The organism is Microcystis sp. M083S1 (assembly GCF_020246405.1).
GTDB classification, from domain to species: domain Bacteria; phylum Cyanobacteriota; class Cyanobacteriia; order Cyanobacteriales; family Microcystaceae; genus Microcystis; species Microcystis aeruginosa_C.
Genome location: NZ_JADBTB010000058.1, coordinates 1 through 16,641, shown reverse-complemented (window position 1 = coordinate 16,641; position 16,641 = coordinate 1). Strand labels below are relative to the sequence as shown.

14 protein-coding genes and 3 pseudogenes are annotated in these 16,641 nt (G+C 41.1%); 7 read left to right on the top strand and 10 right to left on the bottom strand.

The window, feature by feature from the left end; all coding sequences use genetic code 11:
- Positions 1–85 precede the first annotated feature (85 nt).
- The 4 genes from IM450_RS05270 to IM450_RS05255 are packed head-to-tail and all read right to left on the bottom strand — an operon-like array spanning position 86 to position 3,508.
- Positions 86–835: an N-acetylneuraminate synthase family protein gene (locus tag IM450_RS05270; RefSeq protein ID WP_287665341.1), complete on the bottom strand. Its 750-nt coding sequence runs from the start codon at positions 833–835 to the stop codon at positions 86–88.
- Between the two features lie 49 nt (positions 836–884).
- Positions 885–1,538, bottom strand: coding sequence for an HAD family hydrolase (locus IM450_RS05265; RefSeq protein WP_287665337.1), 654 nt, complete (start codon positions 1,536–1,538; stop codon positions 885–887).
- A gap of 7 nt (positions 1,539–1,545) precedes the next feature.
- Positions 1,546–2,289, bottom strand: a complete 744-nt coding sequence (locus IM450_RS05260; RefSeq protein WP_287715578.1) for a class I SAM-dependent methyltransferase — start codon at positions 2,287–2,289, stop codon at positions 1,546–1,548.
- A gap of 31 nt (positions 2,290–2,320) precedes the next feature.
- A complete protein-coding gene (locus tag IM450_RS05255; RefSeq protein WP_287665331.1) occupies positions 2,321–3,508 on the bottom strand; it encodes an FkbM family methyltransferase in 1,188 nt (395 codons plus the stop codon).
- A 217-nt stretch (positions 3,509–3,725) separates the two neighbouring features.
- Here IM450_RS05255 and IM450_RS05250 point away from each other — a divergent pair, with 217 nt between their 5' ends.
- From IM450_RS05250 to IM450_RS05235, 4 genes are all read left to right on the top strand, one after another.
- Positions 3,726–5,537 carry a thiamine pyrophosphate-binding protein gene (locus IM450_RS05250; protein WP_287665329.1) on the top strand — a complete coding sequence of 604 codons (1,812 nt, stop codon included), beginning with the start codon at positions 3,726–3,728 and terminating at the stop codon, positions 5,535–5,537.
- 70 nt (positions 5,538–5,607) lie between these two features.
- The gene (locus tag IM450_RS05245) at positions 5,608–6,033 is read left to right on the top strand and encodes a GtrA family protein (RefSeq protein WP_287665326.1); all 426 of its coding nucleotides are present in this window, start codon (positions 5,608–5,610) and stop codon (positions 6,031–6,033) included.
- Positions 6,030–6,962, top strand: a complete 933-nt coding sequence (locus IM450_RS05240; RefSeq protein ID WP_287665324.1) for a glycosyltransferase family 2 protein — start codon at positions 6,030–6,032, stop codon at positions 6,960–6,962. Before IM450_RS05245 ends, IM450_RS05240 begins: the two co-directional genes overlap by 4 nt.
- A gap of 33 nt (positions 6,963–6,995) precedes the next feature.
- Positions 6,996–8,744: a hypothetical protein gene (locus IM450_RS05235; RefSeq protein ID WP_287665321.1), complete on the top strand. Its 1,749-nt coding sequence runs from the start codon at positions 6,996–6,998 to the stop codon at positions 8,742–8,744.
- Between the two features lie 339 nt (positions 8,745–9,083).
- Here IM450_RS05235 and IM450_RS05230 read toward each other — a convergent pair.
- Positions 9,084–9,241, bottom strand: a pseudogene (locus IM450_RS05230) (ISKra4 family transposase); the annotation flags it as partial.
- Positions 9,242–9,367: 126 nt separating this feature from the next.
- Here IM450_RS05230 and IM450_RS22435 point away from each other — a divergent pair.
- Positions 9,368–9,663: pseudogene (locus IM450_RS22435) on the top strand (hypothetical protein).
- 186 nt (positions 9,664–9,849) lie between these two features.
- On the opposite strand, the gene IM450_RS05220 reads toward IM450_RS22435, so the two are convergent.
- Both IM450_RS05220 and IM450_RS05215 read right to left on the bottom strand, forming a co-directional pair.
- A complete protein-coding gene (locus IM450_RS05220) occupies positions 9,850–10,245 on the bottom strand; it encodes a hypothetical protein (RefSeq protein ID WP_004268704.1) in 396 nt (131 codons plus the stop codon).
- 282 nt (positions 10,246–10,527) lie between these two features.
- On the bottom strand, positions 10,528–10,842 hold the full coding sequence (locus IM450_RS05215; protein WP_002758945.1) for a hypothetical protein: 315 nt from the start codon (positions 10,840–10,842) through the stop codon (positions 10,528–10,530).
- 290 nt (positions 10,843–11,132) lie between these two features.
- On the opposite strand from IM450_RS05215, the gene IM450_RS05210 reads away from it, so the two are divergent.
- Both IM450_RS05210 and IM450_RS22670 read left to right on the top strand, forming a co-directional pair.
- Positions 11,133–11,636, top strand: coding sequence for a hypothetical protein (locus tag IM450_RS05210; RefSeq protein ID WP_287665314.1), 504 nt, complete (start codon positions 11,133–11,135; stop codon positions 11,634–11,636).
- Between the two features lie 588 nt (positions 11,637–12,224).
- A pseudogene (locus IM450_RS22670) lies at positions 12,225–13,542 on the top strand (hypothetical protein).
- Between the two features lie 320 nt (positions 13,543–13,862).
- Here IM450_RS22670 and IM450_RS05195 read toward each other — a convergent pair.
- The 3 genes from IM450_RS05195 to IM450_RS05185 form a co-directional block, all read right to left on the bottom strand.
- Entirely contained in the window at positions 13,863–14,486 is a 624-nt protein-coding gene (locus tag IM450_RS05195) for a COP23 domain-containing protein (protein WP_287665306.1), read from the bottom strand.
- A gap of 160 nt (positions 14,487–14,646) precedes the next feature.
- Entirely contained in the window at positions 14,647–15,735 is a 1,089-nt protein-coding gene (locus IM450_RS05190) for an isocitrate/isopropylmalate family dehydrogenase (protein ID WP_287665303.1), read from the bottom strand.
- A 440-nt stretch (positions 15,736–16,175) separates the two neighbouring features.
- The gene (locus tag IM450_RS05185; RefSeq protein WP_287665300.1) at positions 16,176–16,412 is read right to left on the bottom strand and encodes a NifU family protein; all 237 of its coding nucleotides are present in this window, start codon (positions 16,410–16,412) and stop codon (positions 16,176–16,178) included.
- Between the last annotated feature and the right edge of the window lie 229 nt (positions 16,413–16,641).

Here is a 16,641-nt window from a genome sequence, read left to right as displayed (position 1 = left end):
TGGTCTTGGCTGTCTATATTTTAACCAATAAATTGCTGTATTGCAAGCATAGTCAGCTTTTAAAGATAAATTATTGTTTTATTGGTCAGCAATAATTGTCTGTTTTTTCTTTAATTTTACATGACAAGTTCGGAAGAGCCATATCGATATGCCTTTCAAAAGTTCTCGCACCTTTAGCGTAGGCTATCAGCATTGAGGATGTCCAATCAGTATATTCATGGGTTGAAAAACCAATGACATGATTGGGGTAGCGATTTTTTAAATAATCGATTTGATTCATCTCTAGCTCAGAATCTTCGGAAGGGTAGAGAGAAACACAATGGTTAATAGCCAAAGGAACATTACGATTTTCAAAGAAGATGACTAAATCATCTATATCCTTGAGAGAAGAACCTCCGGTTGACACAATTACTGGTTTGCGAGTATCGGCAATTTTCTCAATTAAAAACCAGTCGTTGAGATCTGAACTAGCGATTTTAATAATGGGGATCCCCAGTTCGGCACAAAGATTAACAGACTTTTCATCAAAAGGAGTTGCCATCGGAATACAGCCACTTTGACGTACTGCTTTCACTAGAGTTGCGTAATCATCTTCTGTCATTTTTGTATCGAGAGTTTTTTTGATATAGCGAATATCAGCCCTGTCCCGAAAATCTCGATGAATGAAATTGTCCACATCTCTGAATTGAAGCTTGATCGATGCTCTGACATTATTAAACCTAACAATTCTAGAGAAGTCGGTGATGATTTTTAATCCTCTCTCTAAACTACCCCAATGATTATTGGCAAGTTCTAAAACAAAGAGTTCGTCAAAAATATCGCGGTTAACAGACATTGGATAATCCTCCTTAAAATTAGACTCTATTATTCCCTTGCATGAAAAGCTAATGCTTGATTAGACCTATCAATTCGGGAAAACTATAAATTTTACATAACTGCTCGGAAGTTTCAGATTCGTGTACTTTTCCATAGCCATAGGTGGCGGCAATGAAACTAAGTCCACAGGATTTGGCTGCCTGAGCATCATCACGAGAATCTCCCACCAACATAGCAGATTGTTGATTGATTTGATACTTTGTCAAGATATGTTGACAAATTGCCGATTTAGAGGAATAGGGATGAGTTCCCGTATCTGGAGATACAACATCGGCAAAAAAATGTAGCATCTGGAGATGATCTAAAATCTTAAAGGTTGGGTGGCTAGGCTTGTTAGTAACAATAAACATTGTAATATTAAAGTCGGACAATTGGCAAAGAGTTTCTACAACTCCTTCATAGATATCAGTTTTTTCCCAACCTTCACTATCGTAGCTTTTGCGAAACTCCTGGGTTAAATCATCAATCAGATCTGGATCAGCATTGCCGATCATCTGTTTGAACATTTCGGCCACAGGGGGGCCAATTAAGCTTGTAGAAATCTGATCTAGAGCAAAGTCTGGAAGTACAGATGACAACGCCTTTGTTAGAGAATATTTAATTCCCCTTGACGAATTAATCAATGTACCATCTAGATCAAAAAATATGTTTTGGATTTTCATATCAGTTTTAAGGTTTATAGGCAATAATCCCAACTCCCTCCCGACCATCATCTTGAGCATCAGGTAAGTAATCGATACGGGAAATGAACCCTTTTCTCTCAACTATAAGACCCATCTGGGTACAGACACGCGCTAATATATCTGGATCTAGAGTATGAAAAAAGTTAGGCAAATTGGGAGCCAGTTCTCTGGGCATAAATTGGGGAAAGTTATCAATTTGTCCCGGCCAAAAATCGCCCCGGTGCTTTCTTTCTTCATAGATAGGTAAAAATGATTTTAAAAATCTATTATAGGGAGTATCGGCAATCAAATAAACTCGACCCCCAGAACAAAGCCAACGGGACATATTAAGGACTGATTGCTCAATTTCTGTCCCGGTTAAAAAGTGTAGGACTCTTGAGCAGAGGATGGCTCCCAAACTTTCCTCCTCCAGATTAATCTGATCGGGTAAAGAGCCTTGTAACAATCTAAGACGATTTTTTTGGTGAGAAGGTGTTTTTTGAAGACAAATTTCTAGATGCCGCCGATCTGGATCACAGGCAATCACTTCCGCGCCTGTTGCTAAAGCCGCTAAACTTGCGATCCCGTAAGCTGCTCCGATATCAAGACAAGCTTTGGGAGCCAAGGGAGCAAACTTGACAAAAGCTTCGGTATAAGGATCTATCCAAGCAGTCATAAACCCCATCAAGTTTAGGGTGGGGATGAGCATTTCAGAAACGGGATCAGGCATCTCTACAGAGTTAGACGACATTGAATTGAGTTTCTCCTCAAATTAACGGCAATTAGGCTTCGCTGGTAAAGCGAGAATTGGGAATAGCATAAAGAACTAAATCTAGACCATCTTCACCATGAGGCTCAAGAAAATAAGAGTAATCACTACAAATACTATTTACCAATAAGGGGATTCGCCAGAGATGATCCTGTTGATGGTAAACAGAAAGGGCTAAGATTGGATGATATTTCTCGATTATGTTACTTGCTCCCAGAATAGTATCGATTTCTGCACCTTCAATATCCATCTTGATAAATGTTGGTGCTTCATCAGCGAGAATTTCATCTAGGGGAATTGAATCTACTTCTAGCTCGCCTTCCGAGGAAATTGCTGATGCACCAGAACCCGTAGCTAAAAATCGAATTTTTTCCTTTTTTTTGCCTGTAGCGTTTTGATATACTACGACTTTTTCTTGAATTACATTATCTAAATTCGAGATATAATCTTTCAGCTTCTCAACATTGCTTGGATCGGGTTCAAAACAGATGATTTTCTCAAAGGAATCTTTCTGAGTGTTAATTAAAGTTTTAACCGTATCACCATCGAAAGCACCGCAGTCGATAAAAACTTCATACCTCAGTAGTGGCAAAAGGAGCTTCGGTAAATATTGGATTTCTGTGGATGATGATAAATGATCAAAATCGAGGCAGATTCTCCACTTTAGCTGATTCAGATATTGTTGTTTAGAATAATCATCGCTTAAGAGACTAAAAACAGCTATTACATCGTCTAATTGTTCATAAATCTTGTGAGGTAAATCTATGCAGTAATAAGGCAGAAAAATAGCTGGATATTGCCAAAAAAGAGTGATAAAAGAAGTAACATTTAAGCAGTTAAGTTGGTGCAACTGATCTCTGAGTAACACAAACCGGCGATTTCTTCCTGGACTCCAAATTGTCACTATAAACAGAGCATTATCACCATATTTTTGAGCAGCAATTTCAGGAGAAAGAACCTCAACTCCCTCAATTTTTTTATTCCAGATAGCCGCATTATTATCAGCAAAAGCCACTGGTTCTATGCCAACACTCCGCAAACCAGCAAGACACTTTTTGCCTAAGTTGCCAGCACCAAACAACACAATCTGTCCTTGAGATTTTTCGAGCAATTGCTCGAAAAGAGAACTTTCATAATCTTTTATAGAAGCAATTGGTTTTTTGAGTAAATTTTCTAATTCGAGTAATAAAGAAGAAGACATAAGTTACCATCTTAGGGAAATAAAGCTAGTCTCGCCCAATTACTTAGTGTAACAGGGTAACAAAGATTCTAGTGTTTGTTCGTCGGGCAGTTTAAACGGGATTGTTGCTCAGGGTACACCAGATTACTATCCTTGTCAAGGATAATCTATAAAATTGCTAAATAGACTCAATAGAGTCATAATAATCATAATCAACTGGATTTATGGCATCAAAACAATGATTAGAGTTGCCGATTATATCGCCCAAACCCTTGTCAATCAAGGCGTTCATCATATTTTCTTAGTGACAGGTGGCGGCGCCATGCACCTCAACGATGCCATCGGGCGCTGCCAAGGCTTGAGTTATATTTGTTGTCACCATGAACAAGCCTGTGCCATGGCGGCAGAAGCTTATGCTAGAGTTACTGGCAAGATCGGGTGTATTAATGTCACCACCGGACCGGGGGGTATTAATGCCTTAAATGGAGTTTTTGGTGCTTGGACAGATTCTATTCCTATGCTGATAGTATCGGGACAGGTGAAGCGAGAAACCTGCCTAGCAACCTACAACCTTCCTCAGTTGAGACAACTGGGGGATCAGGAAGCGGATATTGTTAGCATGGTTAAAGGAATTACGAAGTATGCCGTTCTGATTGATGATCCCCAATCGATTCGATTCCATTTAGAAAAAGCTCTACATTTAGCTGTTTCCGGTCGTCCGGGCCCTTGCTGGATTGATGTTCCCATTGACGTACAATCCAGTAAAATTGATGAAAGTCAATTACAAGGTTACGATCCCTCAGAGGATGGAGAACTATGGGATTTACCGTTAATTCAACAACAATGCCGTGAGGTAATTAGTCGGCTGAAAAACTCTCCCAGACCTGTGATTATGGCAGGCAGCGGTGTGCGAATTGGCGGTGCTGTTGAAATTTTTGAGAAAGTTATCCAAAGGTTGGGAATCCCAGTTACTACGGCTTGGACTCATGATATAATCGCCTCTGATAATCCTTTGTATTGTGGTCGTCCTGGTACAATTGGTGATCGCCCTGGCAATTTTACCGTTCAAAATGCAGAAACTGTACTGATTCTTGGGAGCCGTCTAAATATTCGTCAAGTCAGTTACAATTGGCAGTCTTTTGCTCGCTGTGCCTTTAAGATTCAAGTGGATGCTGATCAAGCAGAATTAGACAAACCGACAGTTAAACCTGACCTCCCAATTCATTGTGATGTGAAAGTTTTTCTGGAAGAATTAAACCGCCAATTGGATGAAGATAATTTCGACCCCGAAAGTCATTCTGATTGGTTGGCTTGGTGCCAAGAAAGGGTTCAACGTTATCCGATCTTTTTACCCCAAAAACATCAGTCCCAAGAAAATGCCATTAATCCCTATCATTTGATGAATACCTTATTTAAGTGTTTAGATAAGGATGATGTGATTGTCTGTGGTGATGGGATGGCCTGTGTTGTTACTTTTCAGTCAGCAATTATCCAAAAAGGACAAAAATTGTTTTCTAACTCTGGCAGTGCCTCAATGGGGTACGATCTGCCGGCTGCCGTGGGGGCAGCCATCGCTCAACAAGGCAAACGGGTTATCTGTTTTGCTGGAGATGGTAGTCTTCAGATGAATATCCAAGAACTCCAAACCGTCGTCCACCACCAACTTCCTATCAAAATCTTTGTTCTTAATAATGGTGGTTATCTATCGATTAGAGCAACACAGATTAACTTTTTTGGCAAGCTAGTTGGGGAAAGCTCTCAGAGTGGCGTGTCCTTTCCTGATATTGTTAAAGTTGCTGAAGCTTATGGCATTCCTGCGACAAGAATTAATTCTCCTGATTTTCAGTCTCAACTGATCGAGGTACTTGAGCAACCCGGTCCAGTGGTGTGTGAAATCATGTTAGATACCCAACAGTTATTTGAGCCTAAATTGAGTTCAAGACAACTACCTGATGGCAAAATGGTTTCATCCCCCCTAGAGGATATGGCTCCTTTCTTAGATAGGGAAGAACTCTTGAGCAATTTATTAATTCCACCGGTGGAGAATTAATGATTAGAAAATACTTCCCTCACCGGACAGAATCTTATTATTTTATTGATGGATGGTTCACTTGTAAGTAATGTATATTCTCAAAAAGGCTCAATTGGTTAACCTGATTAAAAAACATAAATTTGCCCGTTTTTTGCTGGTTGGTGCAATAAATACCCTGTTTGGTTATTTTTTATATGGTAGTCTTATACTGATAGGACTAAATTATAAATATGCTGTCTTGCTGGCTACCATTCTGGGAGTTTTATTTAACTTTCAAACCACGGGAAAGTTAGTTTTTGGTAGCAAAAACAACAAATTGATTTTTCGTTTTGTCTTAGTTTATGTGGTGACTTTTCTCTTGAACGTTGAGGCCCTGAGAATTGTTGATGCTATTGATATTGGCATCGAGCAAAAAACTAAAATGTTAATCGCGGGTGCTATCTTGGTTCTTCCCATGGCTGTCATCTCTTTTATTTTAATGAAACTATTTGTTTTTAGGGAAGGATCACAATGAAAAAAATTACTGTAATGACCCCTTGTTATAATGAAGAAGGAAATATTGAAGACCTTTACCTGCGAGTTAAAGAAGTCTTTAATCAGTTACCTAACTATGAGTATGAACATCTTTTTATCGATAACGCTTCCCAAGATCAAACTGTAGATGAATTAAAAAAAATTGCTCAAAAAGACCCCGGGGTAAAGGTCATCGTCAATGCTAGAAATTTCGGTCCCGTTCGTTCTGGTTACTATGGGATTCTTCAGTGTTACGGAGATGCGGTTATTCCTATTGTAGCAGATCTGCAAGATCCTCCCGAATTAATCCTAGAATTTGTCAAGAAGTGGGAAGAAGGCTATAAAGTTGTTAAAGCGGTTAAAACTCCGATGAAAGAAGGGGCTTTTTTCTATTTTGCTAGACAAATTTTTTATTATTTAATGGATAATCTTTCAGATATAAGAGTTACTAGAAATTTTACAGGTTTCGGGTTATACGATCAGAAAGTCATCAATGTTCTACGAGAGATTAACGATCCCTATCCCTATTTTAGGGGACTCATTGAAGAGTTGGGTTTTGAAAGTTTCTCTTTTGAGTATCAACAACAACGGCGAAAACGGGGTATTAGTAGTTACAACTTCTATCGATACTATAGCGATGCGATGCTGGGTATTACCAGTCACTCCCAAGTTCCCCTCAGACTGGCCACCATGTTAGGCTTTGCTTTGTCCCTCTTGAGTTTGCTAGTGGCGTTAGGTTATTTAATCGCCAAATTGTTGTTCTGGGATTATTTTCCTTTAGGAACCGCACCAATCATGATCGGACTATTTTTACTCGCTTCGGTGCAGTTATTTTTTATCGGTATTATTGGGGAATATATCGGATTAATGCACATGAGAATTTTAAAAAGACCTTTAGTTGTCGAACGAGAACGGATTAACTTTTATTAATCTATAACTGTCGAACCAATGCCCTGATTCATCATGGAAAATTTTGACTTACGCTTATCTTTATTAAATACAATAGAAAACCAATCTGGATTACCTAATCTATATAGGATAAGTCTAATTCTTGTATTATTCATATTTGTCGTTCTAGCACTTTCTCCTACAATCTTCAACGAGTCGAAGGTTAGTAGATTTATCTTGCGGGTTTTCTCGGAACCTGTTTTTTTAGCGTGGACGGGGTTAGCGATTCTCGCTGCTCGTTGGCCAGTTTTACTCGCGCCCTCTATTAATTCGGATGAAGATCTCTTCATTGCCGCCGCGATGAAACTGTTTAAAGATGCAGCTTTCTGGCGTTCGGTTGATACTGGCTCATCGGGTCCGCTGAATATTATACCCCTGACTATTCCTAAACTATTGAATATTCGCATCGATTACGCCAGCGCTCGAGTTATCGGCTTATTTTTAGTTATTCTGTCCGTTATTTTTTTCTATTACTCGCTTAAATATTTATACGATAATCGAGTCGCCCGTATTGCGACTATCCCAGTTGTTTTATTTTTCTCCTCGGCAGTCCACAGTAATTTCGTTCACTATAGCAGCGAACATTTCCCGATCGCTATTTTAAGTGCTGCTCTTTGGATGACCTGCTACGTTTACACCCGCAAGTTTAGCGATCGCATGGTTTTTATCTTTGGTGCAGTTATCGGAATGATGCCCTACGCAAAAATGCAAGGTCTTCCCGTTGCGCTGGCAATCACTTTAATTTTCGCTCACATACTTTGGACTAGAAAAGAAAGTCTCCGACAATTTCTCAAAAGTTTAGCTACCCTCGCATTGGGCTTATTGTTGTTTTCTGCTATCAATCTCTTTTTCTTAATTCTTTTTTCAACCTCTGAGGATTTCTGGAGAAGGTATATCCTCCAGAATTTATTAATTTATGCCGACCTAAAGAACCGAACCTTCGGCGAAAAGTTCAGCCAATTTATATCAATGGCTAGTCGTGAAGGATTAAACTCAAGTTCACTATTTCAAATTACCTCGATTTTTCTCATCCCCGCAACGATTTTATTTTTCAGGGAAAGTATTGTACGGCGAAAGCTATTTTTCACAAATACTTTTATCTTCTTCTTCTACAGCCTGTTTATCCTAGTAGTTTCTATTTATGTCATCGTTCGCCCTGGTAATCATTTCCTGCATTATCTTCTTTTTCTTGTTTTCCCCTGTGGTTTTTTGATCGGTGTCATAATCGGAGAAATTTTTAAATTGTCGGAGAATAATGCTTTTTATAAACAGATACAGTTTTTGATATTGCTATTGATGATCGCGGTCATCCTCCCACAGAGCTATACTTTTATCAGAAGCAAAAACCCCTATCTCTCTCGACACCAAAAATATCTTCAGGACTATCAAACTCCCGTCGTGCAGACAATCTTGCAATACGCTTTACCGACTGATTCAATGGCGGTCTGGGGCAAGAGGAATGATCTATATGTCGAGACTGGACTGTATCCAGGAGTTAGAGACGGTTTGATTATATGGATGGCTTTTAAAGGTCCCCAGCAGGCTTATCATCTAAAAAGCTTCGCAGACGATCTATTAAAGTCAAAATCAAAGGTTTTTGTAGATGCGACAGCTGGGGATAAGTCCTATGTCGATAAGACGATTTGTCGTCGCAAGAATACGAATTGTCGTTATGATGCCTATCCCGAAATCGCCACTGTGATTGAAAATAACTATCGCATGGTGGATGAAGTTGAGGGCATTCGGATTTATGTGAGAAAATAGAGTAGTGAAAAAATGGTAGATAATCAAATTGATTTACGCTGGTGGCTACTGAGCAACTTGGCAAGTATTCAATCTTTGTCAATTATTTACAGAATATCGGTAATAGTCACTTTTATTATCTTCGTTTCTGGATCTTCGTTACTTGGTATGATTCGATCAGGGGGCATAAATCGACTAAATCCTTATAGGGCAAGAGATTTAATTGATTAGTTCGCTCTAGATCGAAAACAATTAACAAAAATCGCCAAATGTCTTTCTCTATAAGATTTTCATTCCTTATAACCCTGTACGTTGCATAAGACAAAACGAAGAACTGGAAATCCCCTTAAAAATAACCATAATTGGTAATTCACCCAAAATAGTTTTTACTCTTTTCGTCCGACTGGCGGTTTCTTCTATACTTATTTTGATCAAAAAATACCGAGTTCTGGGTTAACACACTAGCTCATTAAATCTCTGACAGTCTCCTCTATTTCTCCCAAGTTATTTGGATTGTTGCTGCCATCGAGATATATTTTGAATCGTAAGTTATAATTACTATAATCTCATTTCTCTTTCTGATCAGGTTCGAGGTTTTATAGTTTTTAACAGCTACAAGCATTAATACTCATGGCATAAGTGAGATGCTCCCTATTGCCAACGGACAGAAGGCGATCAAAAACCGACTAACCATCATGGAAAACAAACTAACCACCATGGAAAACGGACAGAAGAATTTAGAGTTAGGGCAGTCGGGAATTAAAGGCGATATCCGAACCCTAGACGGGAAGATAGAGGGTTTAAGCTGCAAGCAGATCGAGTTAAAGTTATAGAGAACGCGACGGGGAAAACCACCGATCTCGTCGAAAAAGTCGGGGAACTGAAAAACTGGAAACAGATCGGGGTAGTAGTGATCACCGCTTCGCTCAGTTCGATCTAGTCCTAGGTTTTAACAATTACCCAAGAAGACAGCTAATAATTATCCCCAAAATACTCTAGGGAGTAACCTAAATAACCAACCTTAAAAAAACTCTCTGCTAAACTTGAGTCAGTAGATGCACCCTGATGAAAAAGGAGAGTCAAAGAAAGCTCTCCTTTTTTTTTTGAGAAAGCAATCCCGGGGGATTTAGCCGCGGTTAGCAGGTAATTTCGCCTTGCGCGCCATATCTTTGAAACCATTCAAACTTGGACCAGGGCGACGGCGAGACATACTAGGAGTAATCAAGTATTTTGTCGCAAATTCCACTTCTTGCGGCTCTACTTTACCGTTAGTAGCGGCTACGGGTGCCGGTGCGCTCACAGGAGCGGCGGGAGTTTCTTTTGCTTGCTTTTCTTTCTTAACAGAAGTTTTTTTGGTTTTTTTCTCAGCTACAGGGGCGGGAGCAGACTCGACAGCAGGCGCGGGCGCTTCCACAACAGGTGGGGCTGCTGCCGTGGTTGCTGTCGCTTTTTGTTCACCATCGGTTTCTTTTAGTTCTAGGTAAAAGTCAGATTTTTTGCCACCAAAGAGATTTTTTAACATCGGGGATCACTCCGAGAGTTGGGAAAATGTAAAAGACTAGGTATTTAAAAATTTATCATTGACCGGGATCAGGCAGCAAACAAGATTATTGTCTTGACAATTTCTCTGCTTCATCTATTTTTCTTTGGATAATCGCTACCAGAAAAAGGTTTTAAAAACAAGTTAAATTTACAAAAATTTACAAAAATTAAGGACGAGAAACCCCGACGCAAACAATGGCAAAAACTGCTAGAGACGTTGTCAGCAACGTCTCTAGATTATTTATTGGGGATTTGGTCGGATTTAGCCGGCTGCGGGTACACGGCTGCCGCTAACTCCGGGTACAGGACCACGACGAATATTGGTTTCCGTTTCGATGGGAACGAATTCAATATGATTGAGGAGGGTAGTAACAAAAGCAAAGAGTAAAAAAGGCAAAGAGAGGACGACGACTAACCCCACGGTAGCGAGGGCAAAAATTTGTCTAGTGCTACTCCAAAGAGCTAGAGTGGAAGCCAGAGTAAGAAAAATAACGATTAACCAAACGATTATTTGTCCGTAAATATCTCCGAAGGTGAGGGTGCAAACCATGCGATAGTTACGAAAATCCTTATCCATAACAGTAAACCCGTAGATAGTTAGTTATTGTTTTAGGGTAAGTCTATAATTGTCAACTTGGTCAATATTTAAAGGTTTTTATAAACACTTGTTGATAAATCTTTACAATTCTGCGCCGAGCGGGTAGCCAAATCTAGAGGTAAGAGCGGTATTGTTTGGTTGCCCTTCCGGAAAACTAAGTTGATATTATAAGAATTGCTAAGAATTGCTAAGAATTACCAAAAAACTGGCCAAAATTTTGGCGAACGCTCTTTACAATTAAGTTAGAAAGGCAAGGAGGAGCAAGCCTAATGAAAACTTTTGTTGAGCGTTATTGGTCTTGGTTTAATTGGACAACCCTAGCCATGGTTGTTCTCGGTTTCTGGTTAAGTGCCAGTTTCGTCATCGATTTAATCATTATCCCCAGCTTATCCGTAGCTGGCATGATGACACAAAATGGCTTTGCCAGTGCCGGTTACTTGCTATTTGGCATTTTTAACCATCTGGAATTAGTTTGTGCGGCGATTGTGCTGTGTAGCTTTGTTGTCTTCCACCGCTATCATACCTTAATCCATCTCCCCGAACATCGATCGCTTCTATTTGCCGGTGTTCTCTTCGTAATCACCCTAATTTACACCTATTTTCTCACTCCCAATCTGAGTGCTATGGGTTTACTGGCCCCCGTTACTGCGTCGGGAATGTCGGGAGAAATGATGTCCTTGCAGATTGGTTACTGGTTTCTAGAAGTGGTTAAAGGTTTGATAGCTTTTACCCTGTTGCGCTGGTGTTGGCGAGATGCCTTTAAGTTGGCTTAGTTTTTGATGACAAGCGGGGTTCAACCCGCTTTTTTTAGTTCTAGCAATATAATCGGCCTATTTGATTCGTGAACGGAGAGGCAGTACAACTAGGGAAGCCAAGAATAGAGGTCGTAAATATTTTACATTTCATTTAGGCAGACTAGGGACAAAAAGAATCAAGGAAATTTTTAAACCATACTTTCAGTGAGGACAAGGATTTTCTTCAGTAATGCCGATGGGGTAGGCGAATTGACAATTCCAGACACTGGCAAAGGAAAGATGGTTCTTCTCGTTTCTGTAGGGATAATTTTCTTTCCAGAAAGATAGTCTTCAAAGCCTTGCCTAGCAAGACTCCTACCAATGATAAGGGACCTGCGCTTTGATAATGTACCTTTTGGGCGAACGCAGTTCGCCCCTACATTGTGGACAAAATCCGTTACTGTAGGGGCGCAAAGCTTGCGCCCTCCGATCAATTGGGATATTATTCCCACGCAAGTCCCTAAGCAATGATTATCATACAGAGAACGCAACTTTAATAACTTGCTATCTAAAAATAAATCAGTTACAATTTTTGCAAATTAACTTCGTCTGTGAGGAAAGCTGGAAGTGTTGTTCAAAAAAGCCAAAAGAAACAGCCAGATGAGACAGATATTTTCTGGGGGAATTTTCATTACCTCCTGTGTGGGGACGGCCATACTTTGCGATGGGGTGAAAGCCATTCCTTCCCCCTTAGACATTGACGCTGCTTATATTCGGGTATCCCAGGAAAAAATTACCATTAATTCCCCCGTAGAATTAGAGATTACAGAAAGAATTATTACAACCAATTCCTTCTCGACAACAGAGGGATTAGCCGATAGTAATCTGCCCTCATCCTTAGAAAATAAACTAGAGAAATCTTCCCTCGATACTCTAGCAACAGAAAAGACCGGGACAATTTCAACCCTAGAAGAATGGAAGGCGAATCTAGGGACAATGCAAGCGAGTCAGCTTTTACCAGCAGGACTTAATAACCCTCCAGAAGTCGAAAAATGGCAAGCGCAAGCATCTACCCCCGTTGATAAGTACCTAAGCAAAATTAATTACACATATCTAACCACCTCTTGCCTCTTGTCTCTTGTCTCTTGCCTATCTTCACTAGGAAATTAATTTTGCACTACTACTTACCAATGTTTCCCCCGAATTGCAGCGTTTACGTCAAGAGTTTCTGATTGAGGAACCGCAAACCCTTTCTGCGAAACTGGCGGAAGTTGTGGTTGCCCCTGGTGCCAGTATCTCTACTCCCATCGGTTTTGGAGCGAATTTTGGGCAGATTTTCGGTGGTTTCGCTTTCCAGTCGAGAACCCGTTTTACCAATCAAGCAGATGGTGGGTTAGCCCTAGGGGTCGGTTTAGGAGAACCCCAGAAAATTGTCGGTTTGGATGTAACTATGGCGATTTTGAGCCTTTTTGGTGATAACGCTGGACGGGGTAGTTTTAGCTTTAAAATTCACCGTTCTCTGCCAGAAGGTTTTGCTGTCGCCCTAGGATTTGAAAATGCTATTAACTGGGGTGGGACAGATGCCGGTAGCAGTATCTACGGGGTGGTGAGCAAATTTTTTCAGTTCACAGAAACAACGGCAGAACCCTTTAGTCAATTGACGCTCTCCTTGGGCGTTGGTGGTGGTCGTTTTCGCTCGGAAGGAGCCATTGAAGATGGGGTAAACTCGCTGGGTGTCTTTGCTAGTGCTGGTTTAAGAATTGTTGAACCTGTCTCGGCCATTGTCGAATGGTCGGGTCAAGATTTAAACGCAGGTATTTCCCTGATTCCCTTCCCGAAAGTCCCCTTGACGATTAACCTTGCCGGTGCTGATTTAACGGGCAATGCCGGGGACGGCGCTCGCTTCGTCATGAGTATCGGCTACAATTACTTTTTCCCCCGTTAGTCAGTTTTTACTTTATGTCGGGAGCATCTCATTTATGCAAGTGAGTAATTATACTTATCCCTAGAACTGGTTTCTAGCAAGGCTTTCAAAATAGCTTGACATAAAAACCTGATTTAGGGGTTACAAAGGTGAGATGCTCCCCTTTATGTCTTTATGAACTCTGGCATTGACATTCTCAATCTTAATTGAAATTACTATAGTAAGGAAAGGCATACATTTCAGCCATCGAACTATTTTATTAGTACATGGCATAAGGGCAAGCTGTGATTGGGTGCTCTTAGAGATGTCTATTTGATAACTATGCTCCTATCTATGAAGGTTTACCAACTAAAACCGCTTGATGGTCTTTGGGGCGACTGTTCGGAGGAAGTACCCGGAACTGAAGAAGATGACGAACTGGGGGTAACACCAATTTCTACGGGAGCAATGTCAAGAAATGTTCCAAAATTGAGACTAGCAGAATCCGATGAGCTTTCAAACAAAGGGGTGCTGCTGGCTCTTTCCCGGATGTCGAATAGCTGTTGAATTATTCGCGTCCCATCATCTCCTCTCTTGAGGGTAAATAACACGTTATCGCTATTTGCCCGTTCTCGTCCATTACTAGGGGAATAGATGACCGGCAGACCATTGAGATAGCCAGTGGTAATAATATCAATTCCACCTGGTCGAGAGTTCAGGGCATTGAATCTTTTTGCTACTTCTTCACACCGTTGCTTGGGAGTGTAACCGGAACCACTAGAATAAGGAGAAGTCCAACGAATCACAGGCTTATATTCATTAGGTCCGACTTGGGCATAGGTTGTGGGAACTCCTGCATAGGGGCCTGCCACTGGTACAAGACACTCGAATATTGCTTGAGCCTGGCTCGGCGATTGTAAAGTAAATATAGCCCCCATACCGACTAGGGCTAAAGTGAAAGTTTTTGTTAAAGTTTGTAGTCTCATTATCTTTATCCTAATCCTGCAACGATATTCCATTGGACACGTTAAAGGTTGCTTTTATTTTTCCGCAAAACAAACAAAAGCAAGGCTTTTGCAACAATTCTTATTTTTTGGGATTACCCTTTCTTCAAACCACTTTAAGAGAGCAATCAGATGAGTTCGTTTACCCCAAAGCAGACCAAACTTCTAACTTACTGACCACGCGACGAATCACCTCATCGGTAAACTCACTCATGGTCATTTGGCCCCCTAAATCGGGGGTTTTTTTGCCCTCGTGAATAGTTTCAAAGACACTTTCATAAATTGCCCTGGAAGCTTTACGCGCCTCGCTAGTTTCGATATAACCTAACAAAGCTGCCGAGGCTAAAATCATCGCCATGGGATTAGCGATATTTTTGCCCTCTAAAGCGGGGGCAGTGCCGTGGGGAGCTTCTGCCATAATAGTTTTAACCGCTAATGTCTCCTCATCAAATCCCAAAACTAAACTTTCGGCCCCGGCAATACTGCCATAGAGTTGCAAGACAAAATCAGATAATAAATCGCCATCGCGATTAAGTGCTGGAATCACCAAAGCTTCGCCGTCGGTTTGTAAAAGTAGGGCAAAAGTTGCATCAATTAACAGGGGTTGATAACGCACTTCTGGATGTCTTCGGGCCGCCGCGTCTAATTCCTCTTTGAACATCCCTTCGTAGGTGGCACTAACGGTGAATTTTGGGCCGCCAAATACCCGCGCCCCGGTTTTTTTGGCCTGTTGAAAGGTAAACTCGGCCACAGCGCGACTGGTAGCCCTAGAAATGCGCGAGGTGCGATAGGCAATTTCATCGCCGGTGGCAGTGGTTTCTCGCCATTCTTTGGCCCCGTAGGCATCATCAACGGCCATGCGGACAATGGCAATGGGAGAATAAACGCCCCCAATCGGATGAATGCCGGGGATACGGCGACCGATACGGAGAATTACCTGAGAATTCATTGCTTCTCTTAAAATAGCGTTAGGACTGCCCACATCTCCTTTAATTTCTGGGGTAATAGTGGCAGCTTTGAGAGCTAATCCGGTTTTTAGAGTCGCTTCGGCGGCCTCGTGAACCACTTGATTGTTACTCTGGCGACGTTGGGCTAAACTAAGATCAAAATCGGCAAAGTTAAGCGGTTGACGAATTATCGAGGGTTGCAATACTCTCAGGGCTTCTAGTAATAGTTCTTCTCCAGTTTGGTCGCCGTGCATGACCACAATAGTGGGGATATTTTCAGTCATAATTTTTGAGTTTTAATAAAAATTTTCGAGTATATGTTAATGCTTAATTGGCTGGTTAATTGGCTAAAAAAGATACTTTTTACCTTAATTAATTCTGTAATTTTATCAATCTTGCAGAAAAAGATATATAATACCAAATCTGGTTATTAAAAACCGATTATTTATTCTCCCTTTTGCATAAGTGCCTCTTGCATGAGTGCCTCTTGCCTTAAACCCTAATTAATATTATGCCCGATCGCTAATTAAATTAGCAATCGGGCAGTGGTGAGAATTAATGGCTCTCCCAGGTTTGGTGGGTAAAATGTATTCTAAGATACATTCCTCCTAGCGAGGGGGTGGAACGAACCACAAAGACACAAAGGACACAAAGATCGATCGATCATATTGTAAGTTAAACTCATCACACAGAACCTAGAAGAGCCAATTAATTAACCCAAGATTTAGAGAGCTTGTTCAACTTCGGCAATTTCTGGAATCATTTCCCGGAGACGACGTTCGATGCCCATTTTTAGGGTCATGGTGGAACTGGGACAGGAACCGCAAGCGCCTTGAAGACGCACTTTGACGACTGGCCCGTCGATTTCGACTAATTCCACGTTACCACCATCCGCCATCAGGTAGGGGCGCATTTCATCTAAAACTTGTTCGACGTTATCAGGAGTCAGTGTTAAAGACATAATCAGCCTCTGGTCAGAGATTTATTAGAGTGTAAGTAAGTGGTTTCAATTAAATTGAAGATAGATTTTGTCTTTGATCCCCCCTGCCCCCCTTGATAAGGGGGGTTTGATCCCCCCTGCCCCCCTTGATAAGGGGGGTGCCGATAGGCGGGGGGATCTACCCTTGATAAGGGGGGTTTGATCCCCCCTGCCCCCCTTGATAAGGGGGGTGCCGATAGGCGGGGGGATC